Source organism: Bradyrhizobium sp. 157 (assembly GCF_023073815.1).
Taxonomy (GTDB): Bacteria; Pseudomonadota; Alphaproteobacteria; order Rhizobiales; family Xanthobacteraceae; genus Bradyrhizobium.
The window spans coordinates 189,734-205,249 of record NZ_JADPKF010000073.1; the positions used below are offsets into that span (position 1 = coordinate 189,734).

22 protein-coding genes are annotated in these 15,516 nt (G+C 61.7%); 12 read left to right on the plus strand and 10 right to left on the minus strand.

What is annotated here, in order from left to right; genetic code table 11:
- The first annotated feature begins 19 nt into the window (after nucleotides 1–19).
- The 5 genes from IVA95_RS16725 (at nucleotide 20) to IVA95_RS16745 (ending at nucleotide 1,722) form a co-directional block, all read left to right on the plus strand.
- The gene (locus IVA95_RS16725) at nucleotides 20–469 is read left to right on the plus strand and encodes a DUF2267 domain-containing protein (RefSeq protein ID WP_247511463.1); all 450 of its coding nucleotides are present in this window, start codon (nucleotides 20–22) and stop codon (nucleotides 467–469) included.
- Nucleotides 470–566: 97 nt separating this feature from the next.
- Nucleotides 567–749, plus strand: coding sequence for a hypothetical protein (locus IVA95_RS16730; RefSeq protein WP_247511464.1), 183 nt, complete (start codon nucleotides 567–569; stop codon nucleotides 747–749).
- Between the two features lie 16 nt (nucleotides 750–765).
- Nucleotides 766–990 (plus strand): hypothetical protein, encoded by a 225-nt coding sequence (locus IVA95_RS16735; protein WP_247511465.1) that lies wholly within the window; start codon nucleotides 766–768, stop codon nucleotides 988–990.
- A complete protein-coding gene (locus tag IVA95_RS16740) occupies nucleotides 987–1,493 on the plus strand; it encodes a hypothetical protein (RefSeq protein ID WP_247511466.1) in 507 nt (168 codons plus the stop codon). The genes IVA95_RS16735 and IVA95_RS16740 overlap by 4 nt, the downstream gene beginning before the upstream one ends.
- A gap of 4 nt (nucleotides 1,494–1,497) precedes the next feature.
- A complete protein-coding gene (locus IVA95_RS16745) occupies nucleotides 1,498–1,722 on the plus strand; it encodes a hypothetical protein (RefSeq protein WP_213247583.1) in 225 nt (74 codons plus the stop codon).
- 34 nt (nucleotides 1,723–1,756) lie between these two features.
- On the opposite strand, the gene IVA95_RS16750 is transcribed toward IVA95_RS16745, so the two are convergent.
- Both IVA95_RS16750 and IVA95_RS16755 read right to left on the minus strand, forming a co-directional pair.
- A complete protein-coding gene (locus tag IVA95_RS16750) occupies nucleotides 1,757–2,134 on the minus strand; it encodes a helix-turn-helix transcriptional regulator (RefSeq protein ID WP_247511467.1) in 378 nt (125 codons plus the stop codon).
- Entirely contained in the window at nucleotides 2,131–3,030 is a 900-nt protein-coding gene (locus IVA95_RS16755; RefSeq protein WP_247511468.1) for a S1C family serine protease, read from the minus strand. The genes IVA95_RS16750 and IVA95_RS16755 overlap by 4 nt, the downstream gene beginning before the upstream one ends.
- 756 nt (nucleotides 3,031–3,786) lie before the next feature.
- Here IVA95_RS16755 and IVA95_RS16760 point away from each other — a divergent pair.
- Genes IVA95_RS16760 through IVA95_RS16770 form a run of 3 tightly spaced genes read left to right on the plus strand, consistent with a single transcriptional unit; the run spans nucleotide 3,787 to nucleotide 7,361 of the window.
- Entirely contained in the window at nucleotides 3,787–6,003 is a 2,217-nt protein-coding gene (locus IVA95_RS16760) for a TonB-dependent siderophore receptor (RefSeq protein ID WP_247511469.1), read from the plus strand.
- Nucleotides 6,004–6,060: 57 nt separating this feature from the next.
- Nucleotides 6,061–7,164 (plus strand): PepSY-associated TM helix domain-containing protein, encoded by a 1,104-nt coding sequence (locus IVA95_RS16765; protein ID WP_247511470.1) that lies wholly within the window; start codon nucleotides 6,061–6,063, stop codon nucleotides 7,162–7,164.
- Complete coding sequence (locus IVA95_RS16770; RefSeq protein ID WP_247511471.1) at nucleotides 7,161–7,361, plus strand: hypothetical protein; 201 nt, start codon at nucleotides 7,161–7,163, stop codon at nucleotides 7,359–7,361. Before IVA95_RS16765 ends, IVA95_RS16770 begins: the two co-directional genes overlap by 4 nt.
- On the opposite strand, the gene IVA95_RS16775 is transcribed toward IVA95_RS16770, so the two are convergent.
- Nucleotides 7,358–8,062 carry a GrlR family regulatory protein gene (locus IVA95_RS16775; protein WP_247511472.1) on the minus strand — a complete coding sequence of 235 codons (705 nt, stop codon included), beginning with the start codon at nucleotides 8,060–8,062 and terminating at the stop codon, nucleotides 7,358–7,360. The two genes, IVA95_RS16770 and IVA95_RS16775, sit on opposite strands and share 4 nt — an antisense overlap.
- Before the next feature lie 5 nt (nucleotides 8,063–8,067).
- On the opposite strand from IVA95_RS16775, the gene IVA95_RS16780 reads away from it, so the two are divergent.
- Both IVA95_RS16780 and IVA95_RS16785 read left to right on the plus strand, forming a co-directional pair.
- The gene (locus tag IVA95_RS16780) at nucleotides 8,068–8,280 is read left to right on the plus strand and encodes a hypothetical protein (RefSeq protein ID WP_247511744.1); all 213 of its coding nucleotides are present in this window, start codon (nucleotides 8,068–8,070) and stop codon (nucleotides 8,278–8,280) included.
- A gap of 152 nt (nucleotides 8,281–8,432) precedes the next feature.
- Nucleotides 8,433–8,876 carry a DMT family transporter gene (locus IVA95_RS16785; RefSeq protein WP_247511473.1) on the plus strand — a complete coding sequence of 148 codons (444 nt, stop codon included), beginning with the start codon at nucleotides 8,433–8,435 and terminating at the stop codon, nucleotides 8,874–8,876.
- 12 nt (nucleotides 8,877–8,888) lie between these two features.
- Here the strand turns inward: IVA95_RS16785 and IVA95_RS16790 are convergent, their stop codons facing one another.
- The 4 genes from IVA95_RS16790 to IVA95_RS16805 all read right to left on the minus strand — a co-directional run bounded on the left by IVA95_RS16790 (nucleotide 8,889) and on the right by IVA95_RS16805 (nucleotide 12,374).
- Entirely contained in the window at nucleotides 8,889–9,713 is an 825-nt protein-coding gene (locus tag IVA95_RS16790; protein WP_247511474.1) for a tetratricopeptide repeat protein, read from the minus strand.
- 32 nt (nucleotides 9,714–9,745) lie between these two features.
- A complete protein-coding gene (locus tag IVA95_RS16795) occupies nucleotides 9,746–10,432 on the minus strand; it encodes a substrate-binding domain-containing protein (protein ID WP_247511475.1) in 687 nt (228 codons plus the stop codon).
- A gap of 6 nt (nucleotides 10,433–10,438) precedes the next feature.
- Nucleotides 10,439–11,143, minus strand: a complete 705-nt coding sequence (locus IVA95_RS16800) for a GrlR family regulatory protein (protein WP_247511476.1) — start codon at nucleotides 11,141–11,143, stop codon at nucleotides 10,439–10,441.
- A 193-nt stretch (nucleotides 11,144–11,336) separates the two neighbouring features.
- Nucleotides 11,337–12,374 (minus strand): glutamine synthetase beta-grasp domain-containing protein, encoded by a 1,038-nt coding sequence (locus tag IVA95_RS16805; RefSeq protein WP_247511477.1) that lies wholly within the window; start codon nucleotides 12,372–12,374, stop codon nucleotides 11,337–11,339.
- 570 nt (nucleotides 12,375–12,944) lie between these two features.
- Here IVA95_RS16805 and IVA95_RS16810 point away from each other — a divergent pair.
- Entirely contained in the window at nucleotides 12,945–13,145 is a 201-nt protein-coding gene (locus IVA95_RS16810) for a DUF2735 domain-containing protein (protein WP_247511478.1), read from the plus strand.
- Between the two features lie 94 nt (nucleotides 13,146–13,239).
- On the opposite strand, the gene IVA95_RS16815 is transcribed toward IVA95_RS16810, so the two are convergent.
- The gene (locus IVA95_RS16815) at nucleotides 13,240–13,557 is read right to left on the minus strand and encodes an MliC family protein (RefSeq protein ID WP_247511479.1); all 318 of its coding nucleotides are present in this window, start codon (nucleotides 13,555–13,557) and stop codon (nucleotides 13,240–13,242) included.
- An 86-nt stretch (nucleotides 13,558–13,643) separates the two neighbouring features.
- Here IVA95_RS16815 and IVA95_RS16820 point away from each other — a divergent pair, with 86 nt between their 5' ends.
- Nucleotides 13,644–14,390, plus strand: a complete 747-nt coding sequence (locus IVA95_RS16820) for a tyrosine-protein phosphatase (RefSeq protein ID WP_247511727.1) — start codon at nucleotides 13,644–13,646, stop codon at nucleotides 14,388–14,390.
- Between the two features lie 12 nt (nucleotides 14,391–14,402).
- On the opposite strand, the gene IVA95_RS16825 is transcribed toward IVA95_RS16820, so the two are convergent.
- Nucleotides 14,403–15,089 carry a hypothetical protein gene (locus IVA95_RS16825; protein ID WP_247511480.1) on the minus strand — a complete coding sequence of 229 codons (687 nt, stop codon included), beginning with the start codon at nucleotides 15,087–15,089 and terminating at the stop codon, nucleotides 14,403–14,405.
- 70 nt (nucleotides 15,090–15,159) lie between these two features.
- Entirely contained in the window at nucleotides 15,160–15,360 is a 201-nt protein-coding gene (locus IVA95_RS16830; RefSeq protein WP_028346392.1) for a hypothetical protein, read from the minus strand.
- Between the last annotated feature and the right edge of the window lie 156 nt (nucleotides 15,361–15,516).

Below are 15,516 nucleotides of genomic sequence, written 5' to 3' on the forward strand. Positions count from 1 at the left end.
GAACTGACGGAGAGTTCCCATGAGCGCAACAGGTCTCGAAGTATTCGACAGAACGCTCCAGATCACCAACACGTGGTTGGACGAAGTGATGGCAACGCTGCCGCGCGATCGCAAGTTGGCATGGCATATTCTGGGTTCGGTGTTGCGAACCATCCGCGACCGGGTTCCAGTTAATCTTGCCGCACATTTGGGCGCGCAGCTTCCGCTATTGGTGCGCGGCACCTATTACGACCAATGGCGGCCGAGTGAAACGCCGAAGGCGTGGCGATCGGCAGATGAGTTTCTCTCCATCGTCTCGGAAGAACTAAGTTCGCAAAAACCGGTCGATGCCAAAGATGCAGCCCAGGCGGTGTTCCGCGTTCTGAACCATCATGTCGACCCCAATCAGGTCGAGAAGGTGCGCCACGCACTTCCGGAAGACGTTCAGGCGTTGTGGCCCCGTAACAACCGGGTTTCATCGGCGGCCTGATGCGGCATCTGATCGCGGTTCCGAAAATCGACAAGAACCCTGATGTTCGTCGGGCGTTGTCTTGCAGCACAAAGGCAATCACCAACCGGAGCCAGCAATGACCAGACCTCCGCCCGTGCCGCAGGACAATCAAAGCCACAAGGGTACCGGCGATCCCAAATCCGGCAATGCCCATGAAGTTCGGAAGGGCCGCGGCCGCGTTGAAAATCCCCGTGAGCAGGGCCAACAGGGCAACACCGCCCAAAACACGACTCATCAGGGCTATCAGCAGGATCGCTAGTCCAGGAGCGAGCACCATGTCGACATCAACCAAGACGCCCGCGAGCATTCGCCAAGGCGGCCCGGGCGCTTCCCATGAGAACGCCAAGGCGCCGCTGCACGTTAAGAAACCGCCGGCTGACGATCCGCAACGCCGCCACAGCCAGGTTTCCGGCGGCGGAGGCGAGCATGACACCCACCATACTCACGAGCCGGAACGAAAGGGCGGCGGCACCCACCCCGCTTCAAAGGTCAAGCCATGAGCACCAAGCACGTGAAACTGAACAGACCGACCAACGTCGATCTTGTTCGCAACCCGCTGATCGGAGGCTCGAAGGGGACGACGATGGCAGGAGTGACGCCAGACGAGTTGGAGGAGTTCGAGGGCGCTAACACTTTCGAGGGCGACATCGAGAACGATACCAATCCGCAAGGTGGTATCGACAAGGCGGAGGTTCGCGATCGGCGCCGCGGACCCCCGCAAAACGATCGGGACAGCGGCCCGCGCAGAATGCCGCTACAGGGGAAGAAAACGCACGAGCAGCAATTGCGCATCCTTGAAAGGAGGCCTGATGTCCCCGACGCGAGACAGATGGGGGAGGAGATCGCGCGCACGCAACAGACTGGTGGTGCAAAAACCATCAAGCGCGAAGCACGCCAATCGGAATTTCCGGTAAGCCGCGGCGGCCTCAACCAGGAAAGCCAGCACAACAAGCACAATCGTCCGGGCCAGTCGGGCCACAAGCCTCAAAAGCCAGAGGGATAGTATCATGACACGTGGAGCACACGGAGACGGCAAGCATCTCGGCCCTGGCGCGAAGGGCAAAGGCGCCGGGACCGGCGCTATGACAGACGTGCAGGACGACCTGATTGGCGACAACACGGTGCTTTCCAACCGCGACAAGGCCGAGCATTCGCGCGATCGTGGCCAGGACAGCAAATGGTCCCAAACCGAGCAGTTGAAAGACCACGCCGCAAACAGGGGCCGCGGATAAGACGAGAGATTGTCTGTCGAGCACGCGCGGAGATTTACAGGTTGATCACACCAAGTCGCGCGGCGTGCGCTACCGCATCGGTACGGCCGGTAGCATCGAGCTTGGCGAGCAGCGAAGCCACGTGGAACTTGGCGGTGTGCACGGATATTCCGAGCTGCCGCGCAATGGCTTTGTTGGATGCGCCTTCGGCCATCAGGACAAGTACGTCGCGCTCGCGTGGCGTGAGATCGATATCGGGCGCGTCGACTACCGTCGGCGCGTCCCGTGACACGAGCGCGACCGTCGCTGCCTCTCCGGGCGCCGCCAGACGAAGCCCGGACACGGCGCCGAGCAGCGACGCGAGCCTGTCCACCAGCACCGGATCGGCGATCTCGATAGCAACCACAATGACCGGTGAGGCCGCTTCGCTCACGCTTCTGCCCTTTCGCCGACCGTGAGCTTAACCTGCACCGGTTGGCCGGCGCGCCGAATCGTAATGTCGACGACCGTTCCGATACTGTCCGGGCCAAGCGATTGCATCAGCGAGCGTACGCCGGTCAGCTTCTCGTTGTTCCAGCCGACGATCACGTCGCCTTGCAAGATACCGGCGGCGGCCGCGGGACCTGACTTGTCGACACTCATCACCATCGCACCGACGCCATCGTCGAGCTTGATCGGCTGCAATCCAACCCCAAGATAGCCCCGTGCAATCCGGCCGTGGGTTTCAAGCCTTCCCGCGATCCGCTCGATCGTCGCGCCGGGAATCACAAGAATGCGCCGCACCCCTCGGACTGCCATGCCAATCGCTTCGCCGGAAGCGCTGACGGCAAGTCCCCCCTCGTGATTACTGCGCAGCCGCACGTCGAGCTCGATCCTGGCATCGATCTCACCGCCACGAAGGCTGCGCCAGCGGCCCCCGATCAGCGAGACAACGCCGAGCGCCGCAGCAGGAACGCCATGCTCGGCAGCAACCACGACTATCAGCGAGCCCAGATCCGGAACAGCAGACGAGAGCGCGACGGAAACAATATTGGAGACGGTACTACCGGCATCGCTCTTGGTGTCAAGCCGCAGCAGCGCGATATCGGTGGTGTGATCGCGTCCTGCGATCTTGGCCGACTGCATCGTTCCGTCGGCAAATTTGACTGAGACTTCACCTTCATCGGCCAGCGCTTCATCAGCGGTCACGATCAGGCCGGGTTTCCAGATGAAGCCCGAAGCCCGCGAGCGGTGCGAATGCACCGAGACGATCGCAGACTTTGTCCGGGCGACGACATCGGCAAGAGCGGAGGATAGCGACGGAAGAATAGCTGCGGTCGGGTCGGACATGACAGAACTCCTGGATCGGTTGAATCCAATCTGGGAGTTCAGATCGCGTTCGGGAACTAGCCTGATGGGCAGGCCGTGGGAGTTCTTCGCCCCGAACGCGAGCGTTTCCCGCTTCGCAGTATGCCGTGTGTCCGGGATCGATGTGCTTTGGCGTCTTCTTCTCCCGTTGAGGCGTCATCCTCGCAGGATCGGGGGCGCCAGGCACACCGCGCGGTCCGAGCTGCTCTCGCTGAATATCGTCTTCCGACTTCTCGGGCTCGACGCCATTGGGCTCGCGATTTCGGGTCATGGCTGAACGGGTATCTCCAAGTATAAGCCTCGCCGTCAAGTGGCCGACGGCCAATCTTGAAAATGCGCTGACGGAACTTGCTTCCTTCTAACATCAGCTCAGGCTGTTAATGCCTCAGGCAGAACACCTGTTCCTATTCGATGGCAATACGCGCTCCAGAATTGCGGGCATTTGTCGCGCGCATCGCGCACGCCGTGGAACCAGCATTTGCGGCCTTTTCCGGTGTCACAGCTTCCGACTGTCGGTGCCGGATCAATCAATCATCGCGCGTTTGCTGGAAGTTTTCTAAGAGCCTCTCTAAGAACCATTCCATTAGAGGAATCGTAATCCCTCGCGTATGCGTCACCAAGTTGCGCTGCTGAACTTCCTGAAAGCGCGACGTGAGTGCTCGCAGGTTTGGGGTGAACCTTGAAGTCTCGTAATTTGTTCCGGATCGCCGCGTTGGCGACCGTGTCCGTATTGGCGTTGTGGCCGCAGCCAACGTTCGCGCAGTCAAGCTCTTCGCCGCAATCCGGGGCACAGTCGTTGCCTCCTGTCGTCGTAGCCTCGCCAGAGGCTCGCCGTCGCGCCGCATCGCCGCAGCGGCGGCAAACAGGCGTGCAACGCAGGCAGCGCGATCCAACAGACCGCAGCCGCAACGCGGCGTCGGCTTCGTCGAAAACCCGCGCGGCGCCGTCCAGGGTTATGTCGCCGGCCGCTCGATGGCGGGCACCAAGACCAACACGCCGATCATGGAGACGCCGCAGTCGTTATCGGTGATCGGCAGCGAGCAGATTCGCGACCAGAAGCCCGGTAAGTTCGACGAGATCCTGCGCTACACCCCGGGCGTTGTCGCCGGAACATTCGGCGCCGACACGCGCAACGACTGGTTCCTGATCCGCGGCTTCAAGTCGGACGATGTCGGCCTGTTCCTCGACGGGCTGCAGCTCTTCTACACGTCCTATGCGAGCTGGAAGCTGCAGCCGTTCAATCTCGCGCGCGTCGAAGTGCTGCGCGGTCCTTCCGCCGTGCTGTATGGCGGCTCCAGCCCAAGCGGTATCGTCAATGCCGTCAGCAAGATGCCTCCAACAGAGCCGATCCGTTATCTCGAGACCGGCGTGAACAATTTCGGCAACGCCTATCTGTCTTTCGATTTTGGCGGCCCGGTTGCGACGCAACCGGAGAACGGAAAACTGTTCTATCGTGTGGTCGGCCAGGTCCAGAACGGCGGCACGCAAGTCGACTTTACGCCCGACAATAACTATTTCATCGCGCCGTCCGTCACCTACAAGCCGGATGCAGACACGACGTTCACCGTGCTGGCTTCAGCGTCGAAGACAGATACGCGCGGCATTAACTTCCTGCCCTATATCGGAACGGTGGTCGATGCACCCTTTGGCCGCATCCCGACAAAACTATTCGTCGGCGACCCCAGTGTCGATACGTTCAAGCGCGAACAGGAGATGATCGGCTATCAATTCGAGCGCAACCTCTCCGACAGCGTCACATTCCGGCAGAATGCCCGCTACGCGCATGTTGACCTCACCTATCGCGGTTTCGTCGGCAACAGCTATACCAACATCGCCACCGGCGACATTGGTCGCTACAATTGGTATGCGAAGAACACCGCCAACCAAGGCAACCTGGACAACCAGTTGGAGTATCGTTTCGACACCGGCCCCGTGCAGCACACGATGCTGTTTGGCCTCGATCTGAAAAGCTATCGGATCGACGACTATCAGATCTTTGCCTTTGGCGGCGTGCCCTCGATCAACGCGTTTAATCCGGTTTACGGTGTCGGCGACATACCGTTCACGGGCGCGCCGTTCCGTAATTTCCTCCTGACCCAAAATCAACTCGGCACCTATATTCAGGACCAGATCAAGTTCGGCGGTTTCACGCTGGTGTTGAGCGGCCGCAATGATTGGGTATCGACGAGCCAAGGCGATCGCCCGACGGGCGTCACGCTGATCAACCGCGAGGACAGCAAGTTTAGCGGCCGTGCCGGCCTGATTTACAATTTCGCCAACGGCCTCGCTCCCTATGTCGCCTACGCGACCAGCTACAATCCGATCATCGGCGTCAACGCTTCGAACCAACTGTTCCTGCCGGAAACCGGCGAGCAGGCCGAGATCGGATTGAAGTTTCAGCCTAACGGCTTCAACGGCCATTTCAGCATTGCCGTGTTCGATCTGAAGCGGCAAAACGTGCCGACGACAGTCCCGGGCATCACGCCGGTTCTTCAGAACCAGACCGGTGAGGTCACATCGCGCGGTCTCGAGTTGGAGGCCGTAGCCAATCTCGGACCTGGCCTGAAAATGGTTGGCGCGTTCACCACTTACGATCTCTTTATCAGCAAGGACGCGAATCCGGCGCTGCTCGGCCTGACGCCGACCAACACGCCACAGCAGGTTGGATCCGTCTGGACTGACTACACCTTCCAGGAGGGACCGTTGAGGGGCTTTGGCTTTGGTGGCGGCGTGCGCTACGTCGGCAAGTCCTTCGCCAATGTCGCGAATACACTTGTGGTTCCTTCGGTGGTGCTCGGTGACGCGACGATCCATTACGAATGGCAAAACTGGCGCGCGGCATTGAACGTTATCAATATCGCTGACAAAACTTATGTCGCCAGTTGCGCGTCGGAGACCTCCTGTTTTTACGGCGATCGCCGTCGCGTGACGGCAAGCCTAGCCTACAAATGGTAACGCGTCGCAATCGGCAGGGAGGCAGCACTGAAAGCGAGGACGGTTCGTATCTGGTCGGTGGTCCACACCTGGAGCAGCCTGATATCGACGCTGTTCCTGCTGCTGCTGTGCGTCACCGGCCTGCCGCTGATCTTTCATCACGAGATTGATGAGCTGCTCGGCTACGATCCGAAGCCCGAGATCGCACAGCCGGGCGCGGTGAAACGGAGCATTGACGAGATCGCCCGCACGGCACTTGCGAACGATCCCGGCCGGGTCCTGCAGTATATCCTGTGGGACAAGGACGAGCCGAACAACATCATCGCCTTCACTAACAACAAGGTCGATGGCGATCCGGATGCGGCAACGCTCAGGGCATACGATGCGCACACCGCCAAGCCGCTCGGCTCGGTCGGCGGCGGCCCGATGCTGATATTCCTCAAACTCCATGTCGATATGTTTGCCGGTCAGCCCGGCAAACTGTTCCTCGACGCGATGGGCTTCCTGTTTCTGGTCGCGATCATCTCCGGCGTCGTGCTGTACTGGCCGTTCACGCGCCGCCTGAGCTTTGGCACCCTCCGGGGCAAGTCACGCCGCATCGCCTGGTTCGACTGGCACAATCTTCTGGGCGCGGTGACCATCGCATGGGCGCTGGTAGCCGGTGCCACCGGCGTCATCAACACGCTTGCGGAAGTGATGCTGAGCCAGTGGAAAGCCAACGAACTCGCTGACATGGTCAAGCCTTACGCGGGCAAGCCACCGCCGGTGCATCTCGCTTCCCTCGACAGGACGCTAGAGAATGCACGCAAGACCGCGCCGGACATGAATGTCTCGTTCGTTGCCTTCCCGGGCACGCCGTTCACGAGCTCGCATCATTTCGCCGTGTTCATGCGTGGCGACACACCACTGACGTCGCGGCTCCTCAAACCGGTGCTGCTGGATGGCGAAACCGGAGACGTGTCCGATGCGCGCGACCTTCCCCTCTATCTGAAGGCACTGCTGGTCTCGCAACCGCTGCATTTCGGCGACTATGGCGGCATGCCACTGAAGATCATCTGGGCGCTGCTCGATATCATGACGATCGTCGTGATCGGCAGCGGGCTCTATCTGTGGGTCGTCAAACGGCGCAAGCATCGCAGCCACGCGTTCGCAGGGCAGCCTTTGTTGCAGCCGTCCGAATGACCGGCGCCCGCAAATCGCGATCCAGCGGCAATTGGTGGACCGTGTACGGCGGTCCGCTGCTGATCGGCGTGCTGTCGGTCGCTGGGCTGTTAAGCGCGCTGTTGTCCGAGGGACCCGGCCGCTATTTTTCCTGGTTGGCGCTGGGCGCGCCCGTCGCCCTCACCGTTTGGTTTTTCGCTCGGCGCAAGCGCGGCTAAGCGGGCCGCATCAGCTTGAGCGTGGCAGCCAGCCGCAGGCTGCGCTTTCCCGCGAGCGCAATGGCTTCCAGCTCAGCCCCCGCTTCGTCGCAGGTGCCGGTAAAGCCGATGCCCACCTCATGGCCGCCGAACACGGGGTTTTCGCCCTTTGCCGGCGTATGCTCTTGGTTGAGGATCTCGCCCTTCCAGCGGCCGTCGGCCGAGGAATAAGAGCCGAGGTAGTAGAAAAAGGCGTCGCCCCCGAGGATGCGGCCGTCCAGCAGCAGCATGACGCCGGACAAGCCCGCCTTGACACCATCGAGCGCGCGGAGCTGAAGAGAATAGAGCCCGTTGACAATGCCGCCCGGCCCAACGGTGCCGACCGGCGGCAGCGCCTCGTCGTCGAGCCGCGTCAACTCGGCCCAGAACAAGGCACCTGGCCGCGGCGCGGCGCTGCCTTCAAAACGAATCTTGTTGCCCTGTAGCTTGCCGCGCACGCTGATGGCAGCGACGTCGGTATCCATCAGCGGCTTATAGTAGGGATCGTCATTGTGGCGCTGGGTGATGACCTCGCCGATAATCTCGTCACCCGTCTCCTGGTAGGTGCCCAGATGGGCAAAGGCAGAATTGCCGCCCAACAGCTTGCCATTATGCATGCACATGATGCTGCGGCCGAACGCGTCGTCCACGCCGTACTCGACCTTGTAAAGCCCGTTGAGCAACGAAAATGTCCTGCAATATCGAACCGTCCGGCGGGCTTAGCACCAACCGCCACGATGGAACCAGCGCGCGTTTTACCGCAGTTTCAGTGCCGTTTGAAATACTGCACGGCGCGTTCGTGCTTTTCCGCCGCAGCACGCGATTTGAAGGTTCCGAGATTACGGCGTTTGCCGGTTTTCGGATTGATTTTGCGGGAATAGAGCCGGTATTCGCCCGATGATAATTTTCGGATCATGGCCAGCACCGCTTTTTTTGCGAGCCCCGTCCGCAATAATGACCTAGCGGTCCCCTTGTTCCGCTCCGGCTATTCGCGTTGTCTTGCCTTGCAATGCCGGGATCGTTCGGCCGGCATGGAATGAACGGGGGGCTCACGTGCAACATTTCTTCCTCTATCTCCTTGCCCTCTGCGCTGGCGTCAGCGTCGCGACCCAGCAGGTGCTCAATGGCAACCTGCGCACGGCGCTGGGCTCGCCGGCCTGGGCGGGGCTGATCAGCTATGCCGTCGGTCTCATCACTATGATCGTTGCGGTGATCGCACTCCGCGACCGCGTGCCGTCCTGGAAAACAATAGTCGATGTGCCGTGGTATGCGTGGTCCGGCGGCGTGTTCGGCGCCGCGTTCATCCTGCTGGCGATCCTGTTGTTGCCCTCGCTCGGCGCAGCGACACTATTTGCACTGGTCATCGCCGGTCAGGTGCTCGCTGCCGTGACGCTCGACCATTTCGGCGCGTTCGGGCTGACGCCGCATCCCCTCAGCACCGCGCGTTTAGCGGGCGCGGTCCTCCTGATAGCCGGCGTCGTGTTGATCCGGGAATGATGGTCGGCCGCCTCAGAAGCATAGATTCGTTACCAGGTTTCCGCGTTTGTCCTTGATCGCGTAGGGACAGCGCAGCCGCTCCAGCGCTTTCTTCGCATCCTCATCGCCCAGTGCGGCAGCGCGCTGATAGTAGGCCTTGGCAGTTTCCGCATCCTTTGGTCCGCCGCGGCCCGCCTGCGCGAAGGCGCCCATGCGCTCCAGGGCAGCCGGATGGTTTTGCGCGGCTGCCTTCTCGAATAGGGCGCGAGCCGCCGCATCGTCCTTCGTTCCGCCATTGCCTTCAGCCAGCATCATTCCGAGCTGATACTGCGCCTCGGCATTGGTCTCGGCCGCCTTCGACAGCAGTTCGCGCGCACGTACCGGGTCCGATGCGTCTCCACCACCCAAGGCAGCGAGATTGCTGACGCCGCGGGGATTGCCGGCCTGGGCCGCGCGCTCGAACAGCTTTCGCGCCTGCGCCTCGTCGCGCGCAACGCCGGTGCCGGTTCCGTAGAGCACGCCGAGTTCGACCATCGCCGAAGTCGACCCCTTGTCGGCCGCCTTGCGCCAGGCGGCCATTGCTTCGGCCGCTTGCCCGTTGGCGGCGTAGGCACGCCCAAGCTGATACATCGCGCGCCGCGACGCGTTCGCGGCAATCCTGCAATATCTGATGGCAGTAGCAATATCGGAAGCCGCGATCTCGTTTGTCCCCCTCACGTCGGCCGGCCGGTCGGGATCGGACGGGTCGGCAGCAATGCGATCGCACAGCACGAGGTCGGCTGATTGCGTAGCCGCCGGCGTCGGCGCCGCGGCCGAGACGACAGCAACAATCAGCAGGCCTCGCAACATCCCCTTCATGAGGCGCAGGTTGCGTCGGCGTGCCGCCAAATTCAAGGCTCGAGCCCGCTCTCGCGCAATGCCGGTGCTACTGCAGGTGACACAAGAAATCGCAGCAGCCGGTCTACCTCGGCCGGCTTCTTGGTCGCTACCATGCGCCCGGCGGAAAACACCGCGGGCGTTTGCAGTTCGCGTGGAATGGCTCCAACCACCTCGATGCCCCTGACCTGCTTCAACTCGCTGATCTGCTGGACGGCGAGATCGGCCTCGCCGGTCACTAGCTTCTCAGCGGTAAAGCCCTGCGGAATGATCAGCGCCCTCGCATTGATGTCAGAGGCGATGCCGAGCTGTTCGATCAGCTTTGCGAACAGAATGCCGCTGGCGCCAAGCCGCGAATACGCCACCGAGCGCGCGCCGAGTAGCGTCGCGCGCAGCGCCGCCACGGTCGCGATATCGGGATGGGCCGCTCCTGCTTTCACGGCGATGCCGACGAAGGAGCGGGCCAGATCCACGCAAGTCTCCGTGACCACCCGCCCCTCACGCGCGACCTCGTCTAGTCCCTCGCGGGTCAGGATGACGACGTCCGCGGCCTCGCCCGCCCGCAGCCGGTCCAACAGCGCCAGTGTGGGCGCGAAATCGGCGTCTATGCGTACGCCTCCGGCCGCCTGATACTGGCCGGCCAGGGCTTGCACGGCGCCCTTCAACGCCAGCGTCGAGAGCATGCGCACGGCATCAGCCATCGGCCACTATACCCGGCGCATCAGCTTGAGCACTGCGGTCATGCGAAGGCTGCGCTTGCCGGCGAGCGCAGTCGCCTCCAACAGCGCGCCTTGCTCGTCGCAGGAGCCGGAAAAGCCGATGCCGACTTCATGGCCGCCGAAGATGGGGTTCTCGCCCATGGCGGGCGTGTGCTCCTGATTGAGGATCTGGCCTTTCCAGCGGCCATTCTCCGAGGTGTAGGTGCCGAGATAGTAGAAGGATGCGTCGCCGCCGAGGATGCGACCGTCATTGAGCAGCATCACGCCGGTCAGGCCGCCCTCGACGCCGTCGAGCAGGCGAACGTGGATAGAATAGAGGCCGTTGACGATGCCGCCCTCGCCGACGCTGCCGGCGATCGGGATGGCCTCCTGCTCGAGCGGCGTCATCACCGAATGGAACGCCACGCCGGGTAACTCCTTCAAGGCCCCTTCAAAGCGGTAGAGGCTGCCGTCTGCCCTGCCCTTCGCCAGCAGGGTGGCATCGTCGGTCCCCGCCATCGCGCGGTAATTCGGGTCCGGATTGTGGCGCACGGTCTGGATCACGATATCGACGCCATCGTCGCGTTTTTCGTAAGTACCGATATGGGCGAAGGCCGAATTGCCGCCCAGCATCTTGCCATCGCGCGCATACATCACGCTGCGGCCGACCGCAGCGCCAAGCTGAAACCTGACTTTGTAAAATCCCTCAAACAATGCGGTGCCCCCGGCAAACGCGGCTAATTGTCTAGCGCGGTTCATAATGCAGGGGAACGGCTTTGAACCGCCGTATTTGAATCAAACCTGTCAAGGCAGCGGTGTCATCAAAACGTAATGATCCGCCAAGGCAGTGCCTTGGCGGATCAGCTTTGCACCCAGGGCGCGCGCCCCGGTCATATCGTCAAATCCCTTAGGCCGCGGCCGCCTTGGCGCCGGTCGGGACTTCCGCGATCGTCTTCAGGATCTGGGACGCGATCTGGTAGGGGTCGCCCTGCGAGTTCGGGCGGCGGTCTTCCAGATAGCCCTTGTAGCCATTGTTGACGAAGGAGTGCGGAACGCGGATCGAGGCGCCGCGGTCAGCCACGCCGTAGCTGAACTTGTTCCAGGGCGCGGTCTCGTGCTTGCCGGTCAGACGCTTGTCGTTGTCCGGCCCGTAGACGGCAATGTGGTCCATGAGATTCTTCTCAAAGGCAGCCATCAGCTTCTCGAAGTATTCCTTGCCGCCGACTTCGCGCATGTACTTGGTCGAGAAGTTGGCGTGCATGCCGGAGCCGTTCCAGTCGGTATCGCCGAGCGGCTTGCAGTGGAATTCGATATCGATGCCATAGCTCTCGGTCAGGCGCAGCATCAGGTAGCGAGCCATCCACATCTGGTCGGCAGCGGTCTTGGAGCCCTTACCGAAGATCTGGAATTCCCACTGGCCCTTCGCCACTTCGGCGTTGATGCCTTCGTGGTTGATGCCGGCGGCGAGGCAGAGGTTGAGATGCTCTTCCACGATCTTGCGGGCGACATCGCCAACGTTCTTGTAGCCAACGCCGGTGTAGTACGGGCCCTGCGGACCCGGATAACCGTCCGAGGGGAAGCCGAGCGGACGACCGTCCTTGTAGAAGAAATATTCCTGCTCGAAGCCGAACCAAGCGCCTTCATCGTCGAGAATGGTTGCGCGCTTGTTCGAGGGATGGGGGGTCTTGCCATCGGGCATCATGACTTCGCACATCACCAGCGCGCCGTTTTCACGCGCAGCATCCGGATAGACGGCGACCGGCTTCAGCACGCAATCGGAGCTGTGGCCTTCGGCCTGCATGGTGGACGAACCGTCAAAACCCCACAGCGGAAGCTGTTCCAGCGTCGGGAACTTGTCGAATTCCTTGATCTGCGTTTTGCCGCGCAGATTCGGCGTCGGCGTATAGCCGTCGAGCCAAATATACTCGAGCTTGTACTTGGTCATTGAGCCTCTCTTGAGTTGCTATGAAATGCGGGAAACCAAAGCCTTGAATTCTGGATTTTGACGTCCAGCCCCCTGGAGGTCTCCGCATGCGTGTACCCGGCCACGTCAGGCCACCTCTTACTAAGCACGTAGCGTGCCACTCGCCGCACCGCGGCAACGGCCATCCACAGTGCCGACCGGAGGCGGCCTGAAATAAAAGCTGCGACATAGGAGCGCGGCAGGGCCGCAAATCGGGCAGTCTGGCGGCTGGCTCGCGAGCCGAATCCAGCCCATTTCTCCGGCATTTTCGTTTGCCTGCCGCTGAGCGCTTAAAGGTGCGGCACCCATTTGAGGCCCCCGAGCGGGACGCCGACTTACCCGAGCAACTATCCCGTCGGCTCAGGCGTTGGTCATGCAAACGCTGCCTCGCAGAATGCACCGCCAAAACTGCCTACGAAATAGACAAATCCTGCCGCTCTCTTGGTCACTTGCACCCGCCCGGGGCACCGACAATATCGCCTTACGTAACAACTAGAGAACGAGTCGGGCGCACCATGGAGGCTCGCGCCTCGACAAAAGGAGACTGCAACGATGAATCCGAATTTGAATCACGGGTCAGCCACGATCTACCAATTCCCAGCCGGGGGCCGGGCGGCTCTCGGGGGACGCCGCTATGGCGAGACCAAAGCCGTGACCGAATTTGCGGCCCAGCCGGTCAACCTCGCGGACTGCAGCGATAGCTGGTACCACGCCGCGGCGATCGAAGACGCCAAGACCGAGCGGGATCACTGATGTCTGGGAGGTGTTTGGCAGGGACGCGCCGAGCAAACGAGGCGCGGACGAAAGAAGTAGAAAAGGGTCGGGACGAAATCGTTTCGGCCCTTTTTCATGTCTGCTCGCACGTCGTGGTCCGCCTTCTGGCGTGCTTGAGCGTGGTGATCCCAGCTTTGGTGATCCGTAAGGTCACGCCCTTCCCCTGATAACGCGCCCCCGACAGGGCCCAGCGCTTGGGCAGCGTCACCGCCTTGCCGTCGAGTTGCAGATGGGCACGCTTGTCGTATTGAAAAAATCCAACCGTGAACTGCGACCCGTCGACGCAACGATAATTCCGGAAGCTGGACTGCGCCGACGCCTGTGACGGCATGGTTGCAACCGCGGCGAGGCCTAGCGCCGCGCCAAAAATCGTGATGTTCCGCCGATTCATGCTTCGCCCTCTTGCGAGTTCAGTATAGACGAGACGGGGCCGAACGACACCCGTCCCTTGTCCTCCGTCCGAACCCTTGCTGCATGATGTCAGACTCCCCTGCCCGCCATCTCAATCTTGCCGGCGCCAGCAATTTTCGCGATCTCGGCGGCTATCCCACAAGCGACGGCCGGATCGTACGCTGGCGGCAGATTTTTCGCTCTAACCATCTCGGCCATCTCACCGAAGGCGATGTCTGCGTCCTGCGGGAGCTGGGCGTCCGCAGTGCGTTCGACTTTCGCGGCACCGAGGAACGCACCGCCGCCCTGTGCGGCATGCCCGAAATCACCGTTCATTCACTGCCGGTCGAGCCGACGGTGGTCGCGGCGCTGCGCGCCATCGCGGCCGCCGGCACGCCGCTGTCGACGGACCACGCCGTCGAAGTGATGCGCGACTCCTACCGCAGCTATGTGCAGAGGAACACGCAGCACTTCCGGTCCCTGTTTGCGCATTTGCTGGAAGATCGCGCGCCGCTGGTGATCCATTGCACCGCCGGCAAGGACCGCACCGGCTTTGCGTGCGCGCTGATCCTGCATACGCTCGGCGTTTCCGAAGACGTTATCTCGGAAGACTATCTCCTGACCAACCGCTTCTACCGCAGAGACCCCAATCACAGCAGCGACCTGCCCGAGAACGTCAAGCAGGTGCTGGGCTCGGTGCAGGCCTCGTTCCTTGCCGCCGCCTTCGAGGCCATCGACGCCGACTACGGTGATCTCGAAAGCTATCTCCGCGACGGCCTTGGTCTCGGCAAAGCCGAACGGGCCCATCTCGAAGCGCGCTATCTGCAGGACTGACCCGATCCGCCTTCACCTTACCCGCTGCATCGACACGACCTGCGCAGACAGCTTGCCGCCTCTCGCCCTGACGTTGACCTGCACCTTGTAGTCGTTGCTGGTTTCGCCCTTGGGCACATAGAGCATCGCGGTAAAGCGCACGCGGCCGCGCGCATCGAGTGTCACCGGCAGATCCTCATGCACACGGAAGGAAATATCCTGGCGATTTCGAGGCGGCAGCCTGGCCGTCATGACAGGCTCGACGAGCGCACGCAGATCGAGCTTGGTCGCCGTTGCTCCATCAATCCGGTAATAGGCAAAGGAATCGCTGTCCCAGCGGCTGTTCGCGACCTCGATGACGGCCTGGCTGTCCGGCGACCAGGCCGCAATCAGCTCGTAGCGGTTCGCCCGCATCTCACCAGTCTCCCAATACTTGCCGCCGAGTGTAGCGAGCACCACGCCATCGGTGACACGGATCAGGACGTTCTCGACGTCGTTGGGAGTATCGCTGCCGGACGGCAGGCCCTGCGCGGTCCGCCAGGCGAACGCATAGCTGTTCGATGGCGAGGTGGTATCGGCGATGACACGCATCGCGGCCTTCCCCTCGCCGCAGACAAGGCCGCCATGTTGATCGGCGACGCAGCCTTGCGCATGCGCGGCAGCCACCGATTGAATATGCAATGCGATGAGAGCGACTGGAAATGCGAGAGCGTAGCGCATGCGCGATCCTTTCCGCCACGCGCAAATCATAAAGCAGACCGTGGCTGCCGGAAAGCTGCGCGCTACCGGCTCAGGCCGCCGCTTCCATTTCCAGTTCGGCGTCGAGATCGGCGATGACGTCCTCGAACGCGGAGATCGCCTGCTGGATCGCTGCGATCTGCATCAATTCCCAGCTCGAGACCGGACCGCTGCGATTCTGCAGCGCTACAACCAGGTCGCGCCGCTGCTCCTTAAGCTGAACAAGCGGTAAACCATGATCCGGCAAACCCATGACAAAGTCCCCTGCCTTTTTGTTGGAGTCCGGTTCTATCGAACGGAGTCTGCAAACGGCTTACAGAACTCCGGCAAATTTTATCGATTTCGCCCAATTCCGTAGTCTCGCGTAATCCTACGTAGCTCGCTACCTCCGGCCAGACGTGGGGCCGCG